At 69.7% G+C, this 17725-nt stretch carries 16 protein-coding genes (1 of these 16 only partly in view); 9 read left to right on the plus strand and 7 right to left on the minus strand.

Going from position 1 to position 17725, the window contains the following annotated elements:
- Window positions 1-20: 20 nt before the first annotated feature.
- Entirely contained in the window at window positions 21-1205 is a 1185-nt protein-coding gene (locus ACZYRS_RS04315; RefSeq protein ID WP_463418245.1) for a DUF3108 domain-containing protein, read from the minus strand.
- Window positions 1206-1337: 132 nt separating this feature from the next.
- Here ACZYRS_RS04315 and ACZYRS_RS04320 point away from each other — a divergent pair, with 132 nt between their 5' ends.
- On the plus strand, window positions 1338-2411 hold the full coding sequence (locus ACZYRS_RS04320; RefSeq protein WP_198788423.1) for a fumarylacetoacetate hydrolase family protein: 1074 nt from the start codon (window positions 1338-1340) through the stop codon (window positions 2409-2411).
- A 181-nt stretch (window positions 2412-2592) separates the two neighbouring features.
- Complete coding sequence (loiP, locus tag ACZYRS_RS04325) at window positions 2593-3354, plus strand: metalloprotease LoiP (protein ID WP_463418246.1); 762 nt, start codon at window positions 2593-2595, stop codon at window positions 3352-3354.
- Between the two features lie 27 nt (window positions 3355-3381).
- On the opposite strand, the gene ACZYRS_RS04330 is transcribed toward loiP, so the two are convergent.
- The gene (locus ACZYRS_RS04330; RefSeq protein ID WP_463418247.1) at window positions 3382-4164 is read right to left on the minus strand and encodes a helix-turn-helix transcriptional regulator; all 783 of its coding nucleotides are present in this window, start codon (window positions 4162-4164) and stop codon (window positions 3382-3384) included.
- Window positions 4165-4242: 78 nt separating this feature from the next.
- Between ACZYRS_RS04330 and ACZYRS_RS04335 the strand changes: the two genes are divergently transcribed.
- Genes ACZYRS_RS04335 through ACZYRS_RS04345 form a run of 3 tightly spaced genes read left to right on the plus strand, consistent with a single transcriptional unit; the run spans window position 4243 to window position 7214 of the window.
- On the plus strand, window positions 4243-6006 hold the full coding sequence (locus ACZYRS_RS04335; protein ID WP_463418248.1) for an FAD-dependent monooxygenase: 1764 nt from the start codon (window positions 4243-4245) through the stop codon (window positions 6004-6006).
- A complete protein-coding gene (locus ACZYRS_RS04340) occupies window positions 6003-6236 on the plus strand; it encodes a hypothetical protein (RefSeq protein WP_429612671.1) in 234 nt (77 codons plus the stop codon). The genes ACZYRS_RS04335 and ACZYRS_RS04340 overlap by 4 nt, the downstream gene beginning before the upstream one ends.
- 3 nt (window positions 6237-6239) lie before the next feature.
- Window positions 6240-7214 (plus strand): Bug family tripartite tricarboxylate transporter substrate binding protein, encoded by a 975-nt coding sequence (locus tag ACZYRS_RS04345; protein WP_463418249.1) that lies wholly within the window; start codon window positions 6240-6242, stop codon window positions 7212-7214.
- A 234-nt stretch (window positions 7215-7448) separates the two neighbouring features.
- Here the strand turns inward: ACZYRS_RS04345 and ACZYRS_RS04350 are convergent, their stop codons facing one another.
- Genes ACZYRS_RS04350 through ACZYRS_RS04360 form a run of 3 tightly spaced genes read right to left on the minus strand, consistent with a single transcriptional unit; the run spans window position 7449 to window position 9685 of the window.
- On the minus strand, window positions 7449-8651 hold the full coding sequence (locus tag ACZYRS_RS04350) for a toxin-antitoxin system YwqK family antitoxin (RefSeq protein ID WP_463418250.1): 1203 nt from the start codon (window positions 8649-8651) through the stop codon (window positions 7449-7451).
- Window positions 8652-8659: 8 nt separating this feature from the next.
- A complete protein-coding gene (locus ACZYRS_RS04355) occupies window positions 8660-9265 on the minus strand; it encodes a MarC family protein (RefSeq protein WP_198788430.1) in 606 nt (201 codons plus the stop codon).
- 6 nt (window positions 9266-9271) lie between these two features.
- Window positions 9272-9685, minus strand: coding sequence for a VOC family protein (locus ACZYRS_RS04360; protein ID WP_198788431.1), 414 nt, complete (start codon window positions 9683-9685; stop codon window positions 9272-9274).
- A 169-nt stretch (window positions 9686-9854) separates the two neighbouring features.
- Here ACZYRS_RS04360 and ACZYRS_RS04365 point away from each other — a divergent pair, with 169 nt between their 5' ends.
- From ACZYRS_RS04365 to ACZYRS_RS04380, 4 genes are all read left to right on the plus strand, one after another.
- Complete coding sequence (locus ACZYRS_RS04365) at window positions 9855-11012, plus strand: TraB/GumN family protein (protein ID WP_463418251.1); 1158 nt, start codon at window positions 9855-9857, stop codon at window positions 11010-11012.
- Window positions 11013-11023: 11 nt separating this feature from the next.
- Window positions 11024-11404: a DUF2946 family protein gene (locus ACZYRS_RS04370; protein WP_198788432.1), complete on the plus strand. Its 381-nt coding sequence runs from the start codon at window positions 11024-11026 to the stop codon at window positions 11402-11404.
- Window positions 11405-11520: 116 nt separating this feature from the next.
- Window positions 11521-13809, plus strand: coding sequence for a TonB-dependent receptor (locus ACZYRS_RS04375; protein ID WP_463418252.1), 2289 nt, complete (start codon window positions 11521-11523; stop codon window positions 13807-13809).
- A gap of 40 nt (window positions 13810-13849) precedes the next feature.
- The gene (locus tag ACZYRS_RS04380; protein ID WP_463418253.1) at window positions 13850-14770 is read left to right on the plus strand and encodes a copper chaperone PCu(A)C domain-containing protein; all 921 of its coding nucleotides are present in this window, start codon (window positions 13850-13852) and stop codon (window positions 14768-14770) included.
- A 9-nt stretch (window positions 14771-14779) separates the two neighbouring features.
- On the opposite strand, the gene ACZYRS_RS04385 is transcribed toward ACZYRS_RS04380, so the two are convergent.
- Window positions 14780-16573: a phospholipase D family protein gene (locus ACZYRS_RS04385; protein WP_463418254.1), complete on the minus strand. Its 1794-nt coding sequence runs from the start codon at window positions 16571-16573 to the stop codon at window positions 14780-14782.
- Window positions 16574-16676: 103 nt separating this feature from the next.
- A protein-coding gene (locus ACZYRS_RS04390) for an ATP-binding cassette domain-containing protein (protein ID WP_463418255.1) crosses the window boundary here: on the minus strand, window positions 16677-17725 show its 3' portion. The gene runs 850 nt beyond the window's last position; 1049 of the gene's 1899 nt are visible here — the last part of the coding sequence; the start codon falls outside the window, past its right edge — the gene reads right to left on this strand; the stop codon is at window positions 16677-16679.

Below are 17725 nucleotides of genomic sequence, written 5' to 3' on the forward strand. Positions count from 1 at the left end.
AACTTGTGAGCCTTTTTGCCTCAATTGGCGGGCCCTTCGGGTAGGGGTTTGCGCAATTGGGCGTCAGCAAAGTCGCCGTTTGCCTCGGTTTGCTTGATGCGCACGGGCAGGTAGCCGTACTTGGGCGCCAGCCAGAGCTCCAGTTTCCGGTCGAAATCCTTGCGGGGCGTGCGGGTGAGCTTGCGGGCGGTGTATTCGCCGGCCGGAAGCTGCAGTTTCTCTTCGTCGCCGACCACGAAGACCCAGACGTCGCCGTCGCGCACGCCCACGGTCTGGACCGAGATCCGGGTGCCCGCCGGGTAGCGGTCGGGGCTCGCCGCCAGCAGGCCGCCCAGCTGCATCATCACGCTCATGCGGTCCTGCGCGCCGGGCTGCAAGGGCACGCTGGGGGCGTTGTTGCTGAAGATGACCTGCCCCTGGTCGCGCACGAAATGCGAGGCCACCTCGGCCTTGCGGCTTTCCGAATAGCGCTCGGGCTCCAGGCCCGAGGGGCCGATCTTGCCGGTGCTGTGCCAGTTCAGCAGCGTGAAGAACACCGCCTTGAGCGTGAGCCGCCCGTCGTAGCGGCTGCCGTCCTGCAGCCAGACCAGTTCGCCGAACACGCCGCGCTGCGGGGAGGCGCCCGTCTGGCCGGTGGCTTCGAAATCGAGCGTGACGGAGCCCGGAATCCTCAGCGCCTGGGTGCCGGCGATGGTGCCGGAGGCTTCGCTGCCGGCCGCCGCCGTGCCGCCGGGGGTGCCGTTTTCCGCGCCGCCGGTTGCCGGTGCGGCGGACACCGACGCACTGGCGGGCGCTTCGGGCGGTGTTGCTCCTGAATCCGTAGGAGCCTGCGCCGTCAGGTCGGGCGTTTCCGGAGCGGGTTGTGCGGACGCGTCCGGTTCGGGATAGGGCTTCGGCTTGGGCGGCGTGGGTGCGCGCGGGCGCCGGGGCTTGGCGGGCGCCGCCGGCTTGGCCTCGACGGGCGCGGCGGCGGGGGCCGGCGCCGCGGGCTTGTCCGCCGCGGGCGGCGCGATCACGATCGTGCGGGTGATGAACTTGTTCGCCAGCGGCGAGGGCTCCGGCCCGACCGCCATCGGCGCCACCCCGAGCACCAGGAAGTGCACCAGCGCGACCGCCAGCGTCAGCCCGACCAGCGCCCGCCAGGACGGACGCCCGGGCAACGAAGACCGCGAAGATGGCGAAGAGGGAGCGACGAGCGTCGACATCAGGTGTGGAGTGGGCGTTTGCACGGAGGTTCGGAAGGGCCACCTCGGTACACTGCCGCCCGTTCAACCAGTTTAGTGGGAGCGGCGTCCGGCCTTCGTGTCCGCGCCGTGTCCTTCATCACGCACCGCATCATGAAACTCGCAACCCTGAAGGACGGCTCGCGCGACGGCCAGCTCGTCGTCGTCTCGCGCGACCTCACGCTCGCCCACTACGCCACCGGCATCGCGAGCCGGCTGCAGCAGGTGCTGGACGACTGGGGCTTCATGAGCCCGCAGCTGCAGGACCTGTACGACGCCGTCAACACCGGCCGCGCGCGCCATTCGTTCCCCTTCGACCCCGCGATGTGCATGGCGCCGCTGCCGCGCGCCTACCAGTGGGCCGACGGCTCGGCGTACCTCAACCACGTGGAGCTGGTGCGCAAGGCCCGCAACGCCGAGGTGCCCGAGAGCTTCTACACCGACCCGCTGATGTACCAGGGCGGCAGCGACGACTTCCTCGGCCCGGTCGACGACGTGATCGTGCCCAGCGAAGCCATGGGCATCGACTTCGAGGCCGAGATCGCCGTCATCACCGGCGACGTGAAGATGGGCGCCACGCCCGACCAGGCGCTGGACGGCATCCGCCTCGTGATGCTGGCCAACGACGTGAGCCTGCGCAACCTCATTCCTGCCGAGCTCGCAAAGGGCTTCGGCTTCTTCCAGAGCAAGCCCGCCACCGCCTTCAGCCCCGTGGCCGTGACGCTCGACGAGATCGGCGAAGCCTGGCAGGACGGCCGGGTGCACCTCACGCTGCAAAGCAGCTGGAACGGCCGCAAGGTCGGCATGTGCGACGCCGGCCCGGAGATGACCTTCCACTTCGGCCAGCTCATCGCCCACATCGCCAAGACGCGCAACGTGCGCGCCGGCAGCATCGTCGGGAGCGGTACTGTGAGCAACAAGGGCGTCGAGAAGAAGGACGGCCAGCTCGACTGGCCCAAGGGCTATTCATGCATCGCCGAGAAGCGCTGCATCGAGACGATCCAGACCGGCGCGCCGGTCACCGAATTCATGAAGTTCGGCGACACGATCCGCATCGAGATGAAGGGGCTGGACGGGCGCTCGCTGTTCGGGGCGATCGACCAGGAGATCGTGTCGACGAACGGAAGGCCCAAGGAGGCGCCGGTGTCGTTGGTGAAGCCGCAGGCGGAAGAAGCGGCCGAAGACTGAGGGCGTAGCGGCAAATACGTCACGCGCCCGCTTGCCGCTGCGTGCGCGTGCCGGCTTGCGCTGTCCACCATGGCTATGATCCGGCGGCTGCCCTGACGCGTCATCACCGCGCGCAAGGCAGCGCGTCCGGCGGCTGCGCTCCGCGGCCGCCATTCATACCAAGAAAAAAGTGGGAGTTTCCTTGCGTTATTTGCCTATTGCCGCCGCCGTTGCGGCCTTCGCCCTTGCCGGTTGCGAAACCATGAAGAACGCCGACACCGGCGCGCTCACCCAGGCGGGCGGTTCGGCCTTCAAGGCCATGTCGCTGAGCGACGCCGAAGTGAGCACGATGTCCGACCAGTCGTGCGCCGCCATGGACCAGAAGAACCAGATCGCGCCCGCCAGCAGCCGCTACGCCACGCGCCTGAACCAGGTCATCAAGCAGATGCCCACCACCGTCAACGGCAAGACGGCCAACTACAAGGTCTACATGACCAAGGACGTGAATGCCTGGGCCATGGCCAACGGCTGCATCCGCGTCTACAGCGGCCTGATGGACCTGATGAACGACGACGAACTGCGCGGCGTGATCGGCCACGAGATCGGCCACGTGGCGCTGGGCCACTCCAAGTCGCGCATGCAGACCGCCTACGCCGCCTCGGCCGTGCGCGGACTGGCCGGCGCTGCCGGCGGGGTTGCCGCGCAGCTGTCGCAGTCGCAGGCCGGCGACCTGGGCGAGAAGTTCGTCAATGCGCAGTTCTCGCAAGCGAACGAAAGCGCGGCCGACAACTATTCGTTCGACCTGCTGACCGAGCGCAAGCTCGAGCGCAAGGGCCTGGTCACTGCCTTCGACAAGCTGGCCAAGCTCAGCGGCGGCGCCACCGGCAGCTCGATCATGAGCTCGCATCCGCCGTCGGCCGACCGCTCGGCGCGCATGCAGAAGCGACTGGACGCGGCCAAGTAAGCAGAGAGAGGCCGCTGCGCAAGTGCGCTACGCGTCTGCCGTGGCGCGCAGCAGCAGCTCTTTCTGCGACCGGATGCCCAGCCGCCTGAAGGCCCGGTACTGGTGCGTGCGCACGGTGGTCAGCTCCACGCCGATCTCGCGCGCCGCTTCCTTCGCGGTCTTGCCCGCCATCAGGTGACCGATGACCTCGCGTTCGCGCAGGCTCAATGTGAGCAGCCGCGAAGCGAGGGCGGGCGCGACGGCCTCGCGCACGACCATCGCACTGCGGCCATGCGCCGCGGTGGCGTCGGCCAGCAGCGTCGCATGCACCTCGATCCGCGCGAAGTCGCTCGCATCGAATTCCGGCTGCGCAAGGCTGCGGTAGAAGCTCACCGCCACGCGCTGGCCGGTCGGCAGCAGCAACAGCACCGAGGCGCGCTCGCGGATGCCGACGTCGCCATAGCAGGCGGCGCGGTAGGCCGGGTCGGCCACCTCCTCGGCGCGCTGGTGGCCCAGCCAAAGCTGCGCGCGCTGGGGCAGCTTGCGCGCGGCGAGCCACGCCATGTTGGGGTCGAGCAGGTCGAAGCGTTGCTCCACGTAGCGCTCGGTCGTGCGCTCGGCCGTGCTGCCGTAGCTGCTGGCGGCCGACACCGCCTCGATGCGGCCCGTGCTGCTCACCGCGAACACGGTGCAGAAGGTGACCGGCATCACGCGCTGCATCGCCTTGAGATAGCTCGTGGCCAGGTGCGGCGTGCCCACGCCGGAGAGCACGTCGCCGACGACGGCCGCCGCCAGCGCAGCGTCGGTGGGGTGGATGCGCCAGCGTCTCATGCGTTCAAGGGATAGGGTAAGTACTTCATACGAAGTTATGACATTGGCGGCCGCCCCGCATCGGGACAATCCCGTTGCATGACGAACCCCACCGTTGCTGTCGCCGCCGATGCCGCGAGCGGCCCCGTGCCGCCGACCCTGAGCGCGACCGAGCTGCCGCCTTCGGTCGGCGCCTTCGACTACACGCGCTACAAGGTCTGGACGCCGCCGCTGGAGGCCGATGGCATCGAGCCCGGCCGTCATCCGGTGGTGATCGCGGGCGGCGGGCCGGTGGGCATGGCGCTCGCGCTGGGCTTGGCCAACCACGGCGTGCGCTGCGTGATCCTGGAAGCCGACGACACGGTGTGCGTCGGCAGCCGCGCGGCCTGCATCTCGCGGCGCAGCCTGGAGATCATGGAGCGGCTCGGCGTGCGCGAATCGTTCATGGCCAAGGGCCTGCCGTGGACCGGTGGGCGCAGCTTCTACAAGACGGCCGAGGTGTTCCGCTTCGAGATGCCGCACGACGCGCAGCAGAAGCTGCCGCCGATGATCAACCTGGAGCAGTACTACGCCGAGCACTACCTGCTCGAAGAGATCTTCCGCCGCAACGAAGCGACGCCGGGGCTCATCGACATCCGCTGGGGCACCGAGCTCACGGGCATCGCGCAAACCGATGACGGTGTGACGCTCGACGCGCGCAACGCCGAGGGCAGCTATCGCCTGCAGGGCCAGTGGCTGGCCGCCTGCGACGGCGGGCAGAGCTTCGTGCGCAAGGCGGTCGGGCTTTCGCTCGAAGGCACGGGCTACGAAGGCCGCTACGTGATCATCGACATCGAGCTGCACAGCGACCACCCGACCGAGCGCCGCGCGTGGTTCGACCCGCCGTGGAACCCGGGCTCGACCGTGCTGATGCACCGCCAGCCCGACGACATCTGGCGCATCGACTACCAGCTGTGCGCGGGCCAGAGCACCGAAGAGGCGCTGCAGCCCGCGGCGGTGGCCGAGTTCGTGCAGCGCCATCTCGATGCGATCGGCGAAGGGCACCTGCCGTGGAAGACGGTGTGGACGTCCGTGTACCGCGCGGGCGCGATGACGCTGGAGCGCTATCGCCACGGCCGCGTCGTGTTCGCGGGCAACGCGGCGCATGCGATGCCGATCTTCGGCGTGCGCGGGCTCAACTCGGGCTTCGACGATGCGGACAACCTCGCGTGGAAGCTGGCGCTGGTTGCGCGCGGCGCATCGGATGCGGCGCTGCTGGATTCGTACTCCGAGGAGCGCATCGCGGCCTTCCACGTCAATGCGGAGAACGCGATGCGCAGCACGGAATTCATGTCGCCGCCCTCGCGCGGCTTCGACCTGCTGCGGGAGGCGGCGCTGTCGCTGTCGGAAGAACACCGGGGCATCGCGCAACTGATCAATCCGCGGCAGACGCAGGCGGTGCGCTATGCGGCGTCGCCGTTGTCGAGCGAGGGCGATGCGCTTGCCGCAGGTCCGCTGCCGGGCGAAGTGATGCCGGAGCAGCAGCTCGAACAAGGGCATCTGACCGACCTGATCGCGCCGGTCTTCACGCTGCTGGTGCTGCGGCCGAATGCCGATGCAGCGCCGCTGCCCGAAGACGATGTGGCGCAGGCGCAGCAAGGCGCGTTGCCCTTCGCCGTCCGCACCGTCGCCGCCCCGGGCATCGGCGGCGCCGACGCGCATGCGAACCCCGCCGTCTTCGAAGCGCTCGGCGCGCGCGATGGCGCCGTCTACCTGCTGCGCCCCGACGGCCACGTGGCCGCGCGCTGGCGCCGCATGCCCTCCGGCGCGCTGCAGGGCGCGCTGGCCCGCGCCGCCGTTTCACTGGAGCCCGTCGCCGCATGAGCACCGCACCTTCACTTGACCCCGACGCCCGCGACCGGCTCTACGCCGAGTGCGCGCGCGCCATCACCGAAGCGGGCGCCGAGCGCGAATCGCTGTTCCTCGCGCGCCTGGCGCTGCTGCTGTTCGAGCAGGTCGGCGATGAGGCGCGCTGCCGCGCGGCGCTCGCCGATGCGCTGCGCGCGCTGCCCGTACCATCGCTTTCCGCAACCCAATTACAACCAGGAGACTGATCCATGGATCGCCGCACCCTTCTCGCCACGCTCGCATCCGGCGCCGCCGTGGCCGCCTCGCCCTTCGCCCATGCGCAGGAGTACCCCGCGCAACTCGTCAAGTGGGTCGTGCCGTATCCGGCGGGCGGCGGCACCGACGTGATCGCGCGCGTGCTGGCCGAGGCGATGCGCCAGACGCTGGGCCAGCAGATCGTGGTGGACAACCGCCCCGGCGCCTCGACCAACATCGGCGCGGACATCGTGGCGAAAGCCAAGCCCGACGGCTACACGATCCTTTCGGCCGACAACGCCGTGCTGGCGTTCAACGAACACCTGTTCAGCAAGCTGCCGTTCAGCCCCGAGAAAGACTTCACCTACATCGGCGCCATCGGCAAGTTCCCGCTCGCGCTGGTGGTGCATCCGGACTTTCCGGCGAAGAACTTCAAGGAGTTCCTGGCCTATGTGAAGGCCAACCCCGGCAAGGTCAACTACGCCTCGCCCGGCAACGGCTCGCCGCACCACCTAGCAATGGAGATGTTCAAGGTGCGCACCGGCACCTTCATCACCCACATCCCCTACCGCGGCGCCGCGCCCGCGATGGCCGACGTGATGGGCGGGCAGGTGCCCTGCATGTTCCTGGACCTGGCCTCGGGCCTGCCGATCATGCAGAGCAACAAGGTGCGGGTGCTGGCCATCGGCTCGGGCGCGCGCAGCAAGCCGCTGCCCAACGTGCCGACGCTGGCCGAAGTGGGCGTGCCCAACACCGAGGTGTTCGCGTTCCAGGGCATCCTCGGCCCGGCGGGCCTCTCGCCCGCGGTGGTGAGCAAGCTCAACGGCGACCTCAACAAGGCCTTCGGCACACCGGCCGTGCAGAAGCGCTTCGACGATTTCGGGATGGAAGCGATGCCCGGCACGCCGGCGCAGTTCGCGGCGCTCTCGCGTGCCGAGTCCAAGCGCTGGGGGCCGATCATCAAGCAGGCCGGCATCAAGCTGGACTGACCCCGACGGCAAACCCGGGGCGGCCGTGCCCTCCTGTTTGTGAAACACCGAGGAACCGGCTTTGCCGGGCCTCAGGTGTTGCCCCCGGTAGGGGGTAGGAGAAGCGACACGAAGTGCGCGAAGCCTGGGGGCGAGCCCAGTAACACCGAGGAACCGGCTTCGCCGGGCCTCAGGTGTTGCCCCCGGTAGGGGGTAGGAGAAGCGACACGAAGTGCGCGAAGCCTGGGGGCGAGCCTATTGCGTGAAGGCCTTGCGCGAGCCGTCTTCGAAGACTTCGTCGTCGCTCTGCAGGTCGCCGTTCTCGTCCCACGCCCGCTCGCGCGTCACGCGGCCCTTGGCGTCGAAGTTCGATTCGGCGAGCAGCGTGCCCTTTTCGCTGAAGCGCTGGTGCGTGCCGATGGGCACTTGGCGGTTGCGGCCCGGCGCGAGATAGCGGCCCTGCGCGGCGCGCTGGCCGCTGTCGTAGAACTCGGTCACCTCGACCGTGCGCGCGGTGCCGGTGCCGCTGTACACGGCCTTGCTGCGCGGCTGGCCGTTGAGATAGAAGCTGTCGTCGCGCAACGGCTCGCCCACCGGCGTCCAGCGCTGGTCGCGCACCACGGTGCCTTTTTCGGAGAACTCCTGCTCGCGCTGCCGGATGGCGGTGCGCTCGACCAGCAGCCACACGGTCTCGCGGCGCTTGACGCCTTCGGACGAAAAGCTGCGCTCGACGCGCTGGTTGCCCGTGGTCTCGTCCAGCGTCGATGGCTTGCCGTTGTCGTAGAACTCCTGGCTGCGCACGCGCTTGCCCGCCAGGTACGACACCCGCGAGCGCAGCGTGCCGCGCGCATCGAACAGGTCCACCTGCGACGCGCCGCCCGTGAAGCCGCACAGCCTGGCGTCGTCGGCCACGGGCGCCAGCACCGGCGCCTCGCCGCAGCGCAGCATCGCCATCTGGCCGCGCTCGGTGAATTCGACGAAGGCGCGCTCGGGGCCGGCGCCGGTGTCGGGGTAGAAGGTGGCGCGCCGCAACTGGCCGCCGGGGTAGAAGCTGCGCACCAGGCCGCGCTCCTGGCCGTCGTCGTACACCGCTTCGCGCAGCACCTGGCCGGCGGGCGAGAACTCGCGCGCGCGCCCCTGCATGTTGCCCTTGGCGTTGATGGTGTGTTCGCGCGCGAGCTTGCCCTTTTCGTAGAAGCGCACCAGGCCCATGAAGACGCCGCTCTGCACCTGTTGCTCCCGCTGCAGCTCGCCGCTCGTGCCGTCCTTGCAGCGCATGAGGCCGGTCTTGCCGGCCGTGGTGCTGCCGTTGGAGGGGCTCACGCTCTGGCCGTTGAGCTCGCAGACCTGCACCGCCTGGGCGGTGCCCGCGCCGAAGAGAAACGGCAGCGGGACGAGGGTGGTCAGCGTGAGCCGGAAGATCCGGGCCGCCAGGTGGGGCTCTGCGAAGAAAGGCATGTGGACGGCTACCTCCCCATTTCCGAAGCCAGCAGCTTGACGCCGCGGATCATCATCTCGACCGCCACGGCCACCAGGATCAGGCCCATCAGCCGCTCGAAGGCGAGCACCAGGCGCTCGCCGACCAGCCGCTGGATGCGCTCGGCCAGCACCAGCACGATGGCGCACACGGCCATGGTGACGCTGAGCGCGGCCACCCATTCGAGGCGCCGCTCGGGCGCCTGCGACACCAGCAGCATCACCGTGGCCAGCGCGGAGGGACCGGCCAGCGCGGGCACGGCCAGGGGCACGATCAGCGGCTCTTCCGTCGGTGCCGCGACAGGTGCAGTACCGTGCTCGGGCGGAAAGATCATGCGCAGCGCGATCAGGAACATCACCACCCCGCCCGCGATCTGCAGCGAAAGCCCCGAGAGGCCCATCACCCGCAGGAACCCGTCGCCCACGAACATGAAGCCCAGCAGCAGCGCGAAGGCGATGAGCACCTCGCGCACGATCACCCGGGTGCGCCGCTCGGGCGCCACGCCCTTCAGGGCATTGGCAAAGATCGGGATGTTGCCCAGCGGATCGGTGATCAGCAGCAGCAACACGGTGGCCGACGCGAAGGTGTATCCCACGTGGCCTTACTTGTCGTAGAGGGTGGCCAGGGAACGGAAGCCCTTGACCTCGATCGGATTGCCGAAGGGGTCGCAGAAGAACATCGTCCACTGCTCGCCCGGCTGGCCTTCGAAGCGCACCTGGGGTTCGAGCACGAAATCGGTGTTCGCGGCTTCCAGCCGCTCGGCCAGCGCCTGCCAGTCGGGCAGGGCCAGCGCGAGGCCGAAGTGGGGCATCGGGACCATCACGTCGCCCACGCGCCCGGTGCGCGCGGTGGCGAAGGGCTCGCCCAGGTGCAGCGAGATCTGGTGGCCGAAGAAATCGAAATCGACCCAGGTGTCGGTGCTGCGGCCCTCGGCGCAACCGAGGACGTCGCCGTAGAAGCGGCGCGCGCCGTCGAGGTCGCGCACGTGAAAGGCAAGGTGGAAGATGCTCTGCATGGTTTCGGATTATGGGCAGCGGTGCTGTGAGAATGCCGGACTTTCTTTCATGATGGAGCAGGCCTTGCGGATACGCCGGATCCTCGCCGCGCTGAAGCGCACCACTGATTTCTCGACCCCGGGGCGCCTTGCGCGCCTTGCCTGTCAATCCCTGGCCGGGGCCCTCTGCGTGTTCGCGGTCGCGGCGCACGCGGCCGACTGCCCGCCCTCGGCCATCGCCAGCCTCGCCAAGCTGGGCTCGGGCGTGCGCAACGGCGTCGACCGCGGCATGCTCTGGCGCATCGAGCGCGACGGGCGCACCTCCTGGCTCTACGGAACCATCCACATCGGCCGCGCCGAATGGGTGCGGCCCGGCCCCACCGTGCAGAAGGCGCTGGCGCAGAGCGACGCGCTCGCGCTGGAGATCGATGCGCGCGACGAGGCCACCGCCCGCGTGATGGGCCAGCCGGCCGATCCGGCGCTGCTGCAACGCATGCTCAGCGGCGAACGCGCGCGCCGGCTCGACCGCCAGAACGCCGAGGCCTGCGTGCCGCCGGGCGCGACGGCGAAGCTGCAGCCCATCCTGCAGGTGTCGGCGCTGGCCGGCCTGGTGGCGCGCGCCGACGGGCTGTACCCCGAATTCGGCGTCGACGAGACGATGGCGGTGTCCGCCCGCAACGGCAACAAGCCGATCTTCGCGCTGGAGAACGCGGCCGAGCAGGTGAAGGCGCTGACCGGCGATTCCGAAGCGGAAGAAACCGAGCAGGTCGATGCGGCGCTCGACGAACTGGAGTCGGGCAAGCTGCGCGGGCAGATGAAGGAACTGGCCGAAGTCTGGGCGCGCAGCGACGCCGACAAGCTGGCCCGCTACGCCGACTGGTGCGACTGCCTTCGCACCCCCGCCGAGCAGCGGCTCATGAAGCGCCTGCTGGACGACCGCAATCCCGGGCTGGCCGACGGCATCGAGCGCATGCACGCGGGCGGCAAGGGTGTGTTCGCCGCGGTCGGCGCGCTGCACATGATCGGCCCGCAGGGGCTCCCGGCGCTGATGGCCCAGCGCGGCTTCACCGTGACGCCGGTGCTCACCAGCGCGCAGGCGCAGACGGCGGTGCCGATGCCGGCGCTCTCGGCGCCCGAGCCGGCGCCCCGGGCCGTGCGCGGGGGCAAGGCGGTCAAGGGACAGAAGGGGCAGAAAGTCCAAAACGTCCGGAAGGGCGCGCCGGGCGCCAAGGGAGCGAGCGGGGCGAAATCTTCGAAAGCCGCACCAGCCTCCAAGGGCGCCAAGGCGCCGGCCAAGGCGGCCGCCCGCGCCCCCGCAGCGGCTCCCAAGGGCAAAGTGCGCAGATAATCGCGACCGCCATGCACCTGCAGCGCCCCCACACCCCCTTCCTCGGCCGTATCGGCCAGGTCGGCCGTTGGGTGCTGCTGTGGTTCATGCTGTCGCTGGGCGTGGCGGTGGCCTCGCCCATCGTGCATCCGCAAGCCATGGAGCTGGTGTGCTCCAGCGCCGGCTCCATCAAGGTGGTGGTGCACACCGAAGACGGCGCCCGGGAAATGGGCGCCTCGCACATGGACTGCCCGCTGTGCGTGCTGACCGGCGCGCCGCCGCCGGCCATGGCCGTGGCCGCTTTCGATCTTCCCCTCCCGCTGGGCCGCGTGGTCCAGCCGATTCCCGCCGCGCGCCTTGCCGCGGCCACCGCGGCGCCGCTGCCGGCGCGCGGGCCCCCGAACCTCTCCTGACGCTTTCCAAACCCCAGCCGCGTGCGCCCGATCGAGGGCGCCTTGCGGCCCGTCCGGCTTGAAGTTCGTGGAGCAGGTTCCCAGTGAAAAAGCATTCCCGCGCCTTGGCGATCGCCATGGCCTTTCCCCTCAGCGCGCCCGTGTGGGCGCAACAGCAACCGGCCGCCGACGCGCCTGAAGCCGGCACCGGCCGGGCGCTCGGCGCCATCACCGTGACCAGCGGCCGGCCGACCTCGCTGCCGGCGCAGATCCCCACCACCATCGAGGGCGTGACGCACGAGCAGATCGCAGCGACGGTCAACGCGACCGATGCCGAGGACGCCCTGAAGTACCTGCCTAGCCTGGTCGTGCGCAAGCGCTACATCGGCGACTTCAACCACGCGGTGCTCGCCACCCGCGCCTCGGGCACGGGCAACAGCGCGCGCTCGATGGTCTATGCGGACGGCATCATGCTGTCCAACCCGCTGGGCAACGGCGCCACCTACGCGCCGCGCTGGGGCATGGTGTCGCCCGAGGAAATCGAGCGGGTCGACGTGCTCTACGGGCCGTTCTCGGCCGCCTACCCGGGCAACTCGGTGGGCGCGGTGGTCGACTACGTGACGCGCATGCCCACGCAGCTGGAGGCGCACGTCAAGCTGAGCGGCTTTGCCTCGAATTTCGACCTGTACAACAGCCATTCGTCGCCCGCGGGCCAGCAGCTGGACCTGTCGCTGGGCAGCCGCAGCGGCGACTGGTCGTGGTGGTTGAGCGCCTCGCGCACGCACAGCAAGGGGCAGGCGCTGGTGTTCGGCAACCGGCTCGTGAGCGCCGGCACCGTCGGCAATGCGGGCACGCCGGTCACCGGCGCGGTGCTCGGGCTGAACCCGTCGAACCAGCCCTGGTGGCTGGTGGGCGGCTCCACCATCTACGACACCACGCAGGAGCAGGCCAAGCTCAAGGTGGCCTACGACTTCTCGCCCACCATCCGCGCCACCTACACGCTGGGCGCCTGGAACAACACCACGCACGGCGGCGTCGACACGTACCTGCGCAACGCGTTCGGACAGCCCGTGTATTCGGGGCGGGTGAACATCGGCGGGCGCACCTACAACCTCGATGCGCCCAGCGCCGCGCTCGCGCCCACCGAGACCGCGCTCACCCACTACATGCACGGCCTCTCGGTGAAGAGCCACACCGGTGGCGTGTTCGACTGGGAGGTGGCGGCGAGCCTGTTCGACTATTCGAAGGACACCTCGCGCACGCCGACCACGCCGCTGCCCGGCGCCTTCGATGGCGGTGCGGGGCGCACCACCGACATGGGCGGCTCGGGCTGGAACACCTTCAAGGCCGCGGGCACCTGGCGCCCCACCGGCTCGGCCGAAGGCGTGGGCGCGCACGTGGTCGACTTCGGCTTCCAGCAGGACACCGCGCGCCTTCGCACCAGCGTCGGCAACACGCTCGACTGGATCGCCGGCCCGGCCGTGACGCCGTTCTCGGCCTTCAACGGCAACACCCGGCTGCAGTCGCTCTACGTGCAGGACACCTGGCGCTTCGCGAAAGACTGGAAGACCACGCTGGGCCTGCGCCACGAGCGCTGGGAGGCCTATGGCGGGCAACTGGGCAACGCGACGCGGCTGCTGGACTTCGCGCCGCGCAAGAACAGCTACGACTCGCCCAAGGCGGCCCTCGCCTGGCAGGCCACGCCCGAGTGGCTCTTCAAGGCCTCGACCGGCCGCGCGGTGCGCATGCCCACGGTGAGCGAGCTCTACCAGGGCTCGATCGACGGCAACCGCATCGTCAACACGAATCCGAACCTGCGCCCCGAGCGCTCGTGGACCACCGAGCTCACCGCCGAGCGCGACCTCACGGGCTGGGGCGTGGACGGCATGCTGCGCACCACGCTGTTCTTCGAGAACACGAAGGACGCGCTCTACAGCCAGGCGCTCAACAACCTCGTGAGCACGGTGCAGAACGTCGATGCCATCCGCACCCGGGGCCTGGAGGTGGCGCTGAACGCGACCGACGTGGGCGTGAAAGGGTTCGACCTGAGCGGCAGCGTGACGCTCACGAACTCCAAGATCACCGCCAACAGCGGCTTCCCCGCGAGCGTCGGCCGGGAGCAACCGCGCGTGCCCAAGGTGCGCGCCGCGCTGCTGGCCACCTACCGGCCCGATGCGAAATGGAGTTACACCGTGGGCATGCGCTACAGCGGCAAGCAGTATGGTTCGCTGGACAACAGCGACCCGAACGGCTTCGCGTACATGGGCTTCTCGAAGTTCTTCGTGGTCGACGCGCGCATCCGCTACCGCATCGACCGGCAGTGGAGCGCGGCCTTGGGCATCGACAACCTGAACAACAACAGGTACTGGGCCTTCCACCCGTACCCGCAACGCACCTACGTGGCCGAACTCAAGTTCGACCTCTGACGCTTTCATCCCTGTCATTCATCTGCAAGGACATGCCGACATGAACACCTTCACCTCCCCTTTCACGCCCGCCTTCACCGTCAAGACCCTGGCCGCCTGCGCCATGCTGGCCGGCGGCGCCGCCGCGCTGGCCCACGTCACCCTGCCGCCCGGCGGCGCCACCGTCGGCAGCGACTACAACGCCGCTTTCCGCGTCGGCCATGCCTGCGAAGGCGCCAATGCCACCACCGGTCTTGCGGTGCGCCTGCCCAAGGGCTTCGTGCTGACCGATGCCCAGGCGCGCAAGGGCTGGAAGCTCGATGTGCAGAAGAACGCCGGCGACGGCGAAGTGCGCTGGACCGCCGAAACCCCGCAGGACGCGCTGCCCGGCAAGGAGCGCAGCGAGTTCGTGCTGCGCGGCAAGGTGCCGAGCACGCCGGGCACGCTGTGGTTCAAGGTGCTGCAGACCTGCGACGTGGGCGCGGCCGACTGGGCCGAGGTGCCGGCATCGGGCAATTCGACCGCGGGGCTCAAGGCGCCGGCGGCGAAGCTCAACGTGGTCGCGCAGGGCGTGGCCACGGTCGACGTGCAGGGCGGCTGGGTGCGGCAATCGGTGCCGGGCCAGAGCGGCACGGGCGCCTTCATGAAGCTCACCGCCCCCACCGGCGCGAAGCTGGTCGGCATCTCCACGCCCGCGGCCGGCGTGGCCGAGGTGCACGAGATGAAGATGGAAGGCGACACCATGAAGATGCGCGAGCTCCCGGGCGGCCTGGACCTGCCCGCGGGCCAGACGGTCGAGCTCAAGCCCGGCGGCTACCACGTGATGATGATGGACCTGAAGGGCGCGCTGGCCAAGGGCGCGACCGTGCCGTTCACCCTGAAGTTCGAGGACGCCAAGGGCGTGAAGACCGCGCTGGACCTGACGCTGCCCGTGGGCGCGCCAGAAGGCGCCGATGCCGGCGGCGCCGCCCACAAGCACTGACCGCGCCGGCTACAGCAGCTGGTCCGGCGCCAGGGGACCGAAGAGCCTGAGCATCAGGCGCAGCGTGGCGCTGGCGTCGGGCTCGGTGGTCGAGTCCGCGAGGCCGCTGCCTTCGGGCGCGTGCCACACCAGCGCGCCGTTGACCTGCTCCACGTGCCAGGAGCGCTCGCGCATGCCGCGCTCGATCTGCTCGCCGGCCACGCGCGAGAGTTCGTCGCTGCGGATCAGCAGGGCGATCTCGGTGTTCTGCAGCTGGGAGCGCAGGTCCAGGTTCATCGAGCCGACGACCAGCAGCCGCCCGTCCATCACCAGCACCTTGGAGTGCAGCATCGCGCGCGATTCGCCGGTGGCACTGCTTCCGCCGGCGCCGCCGCCGGAGGAGCCCGATCCGAAGACCGTGCCGAAGGTGCTCTGCTCGCTGCGCAGCTCGTAGAGCTCGATGCCCATCTTGAGCAATTCTTCGCGGTGCCGCGCGTAGCCGACGTGCGCCACCGGCGCGTCGTTCGAGGCCAGCGAATTGGTGAGCACGCGGATCTTCACGCCGCGGGCGCGCGCCGCGGCAAAGGCCTCTTTCATGTCCTGGCCGGGCACGAAGTAGGGCGAGATGATGAGGAGCTCGGAGCGCGCCTGGCCGATGAGTTGCAGCAGGCCTTCGACCACGGTGTCGCCGCTGGCGGCCGCGTCCGATGCGGCGGCCAGCGATGCCGGTGAACTCGGCGGTGTCCGGGAGGACGTCGGCACGTTCGCGGCGCGCGGGGCGCGGCCCGCATCGGCGGATCGGCTCACCACGAGGCCCGGCTCGCGCGTCGCGCCGGGGCCGGTGTCGGCCGGGATCTTGCCGGGCTGGTCGGCCAGCATCACGGCCGGCGCCCAGACGAAGGTGGCGGTGCGCAGGTCCAGCGGTTTTTCGTCCCAGGCGCGGGCGCGTTGGGCGGCGGTGGGCGGGGCGTCGGGCTTGGGTTTGCTTTCGGGCGCGGCGGGATCATCCTTCTTCGCCGCTGCGGCTTCGTCGGTCAGTTCCTTGTCGGCCTTGCGCGCGCGTTCGCGGATTTCCTGGAACTCCTCGCGCGAGACCAGCGACTGCACGGGATAGGCGCGCTCGTTGTTCCAGTAGCTGTCGAAGCTGCGCGAGAGGTCCTGCACGATCGGACCGGCCGCCAGCACATCCAGGTCGACGAAGTTGCCGGTGGCCGCATTGCCGAAATAGGCGTCGCCCAGGTTGCGCCCGCCGGTGACGCCGAGCACGTTGTCGGCCAGGAACAGCTTGTTGTGCATCCGCTGCTGGATGCGCGAGGCGTCGCCGATCGAATTGAAGAGCCGGCTGAAGGTGGAATCGCGCGCACCCGCGAGCGGGTTGAACAGGCGCATCTCGATGTTGGGCACGAAGGCCAGGCCCAGCACCAGCGCATCGCGGCCGGTGCTGTGGAAATCGTCCAGCAGGATGCGCACGCGCACGCCGCGCTCGGCCGCTGACCTGAGGCCCCGCACGAGGCGGCCCGTGCTCGCATCGGCGTGGATGGCGTAGTACTGCAGGTCGAGCGTCTTCTGCGCGCCCTCGATCAGCGCGAGCCGGCTGCCGTACGCGGCGGGCGGGCCGCCCAGCAGCAGGAAGCCGGATTCGAACCGCGCCTTGTCGGCCTGGCGCCGCTGGCGGACCAGCGCGCCGAGCGCGGTGTCATTCGGCGAGGCGAGCGCGGTGGTGACGGGGCGGTCGACGTCTTTCGGCAGTTGGGCGCAGGCGCCCAGCAGCAATGCCGCGATGAGCACGGCATATCGGCCGAAGCGCGTGAAGGGTGAAGGCATGCGGTGATTCCCGGGGATTGGGGTAGCCGCATATATAGCCTAGTCGGCGCCCGCCCCGCGTCGGACGGGCGGACGCGCGGCGGGGCGTTGGCGCTCGACCTGGTCAGCGCGTGACGCCCAGTTCTTCCTGGCGTTCGAGCGCGGCGAGCAACTCGTCGTCGATCCGGGCGTGGCGTTCGCTCAATTCGACCGCGCGCGAGGCGTCGGAGGCGTAGATGGCGCCGCCGTCGAGTTCGAGCATCTCGGTGATGCGCTTCTGCTCGGCTTCAAGGGCTTCGATCTGCGCGGGCAGGGCTTCGAGTTCGCGCTGCTCCTTATAAGAGAGCTTCTTGCGGGGAGCGGCCGCCTTGGGCGCCGCCTCGGCGGCCGGGGCGGGCGCGGGTGCGGCGGATGGCGACGGTGCCGCGGCCAGGCGCTGCTCGGCGATTTCGCGCGCGCGCTTGGACTGGATCAGCCAGTCCTGCACGCTGCCTTCGTACTCGCGCCAGCGGCCGTCGCCCTCGAAGGCGATGGTGCTGGTGACCACGTTGTCCAGGAACGTGCGGTCGTGGCTCACGAGGAACACGGTGCCGTCGTAGTCCTGCAGCAGGTTCTCGAGCAGCTCCAGGGTGTCGATGTCCAGGTCGTTGGTCGGCTCGTCGAGCACCAGCACGTTGGCGGGGCGGGCGAACAGGCGGGCCAGCAGAAGGCGGTTGCGCTCGCCGCCGCTGAGCGATCGCACGGGGGAGTTGGCGCGCGCGGGGGAGAAGAGGAAGTCCGAGAGGTAGCTCTTGACGTGCTTCTTCTGCGAGCCGATTTCGATCCACTCGCTGCCGGGGCTGATGAAGTCTTCCAGCGTGGCGTCGAGGTCGAGCTTGTCGCGCATCTGGTCGAAATACGCGACCTGCAGATTGGTGCCGCGGCGGATCTTGCCGCTGTCGGGCTCGAGCTCGCCCAGGATGAGCTTGAGCAGCGTGGTCTTGCCCGCGCCGTTCGGGCCGAGCAGCCCGACCTTGTCGCCGCGCAGGATGGTGCCGCTGAAGTTGCGGATGACGGTCTTCTCGCCGAAGGACTTGGTCGCTTCGGTGAGCTCGGCCACGATCTTGCCGCTGGACTGGCCCGAGGCGACGTCCATGTTGACGCTGCCCTGCACATCGCGGCGGGCGACGCGGC

It is taken from the genome of Variovorax sp. AC194 (assembly GCF_979257995.1).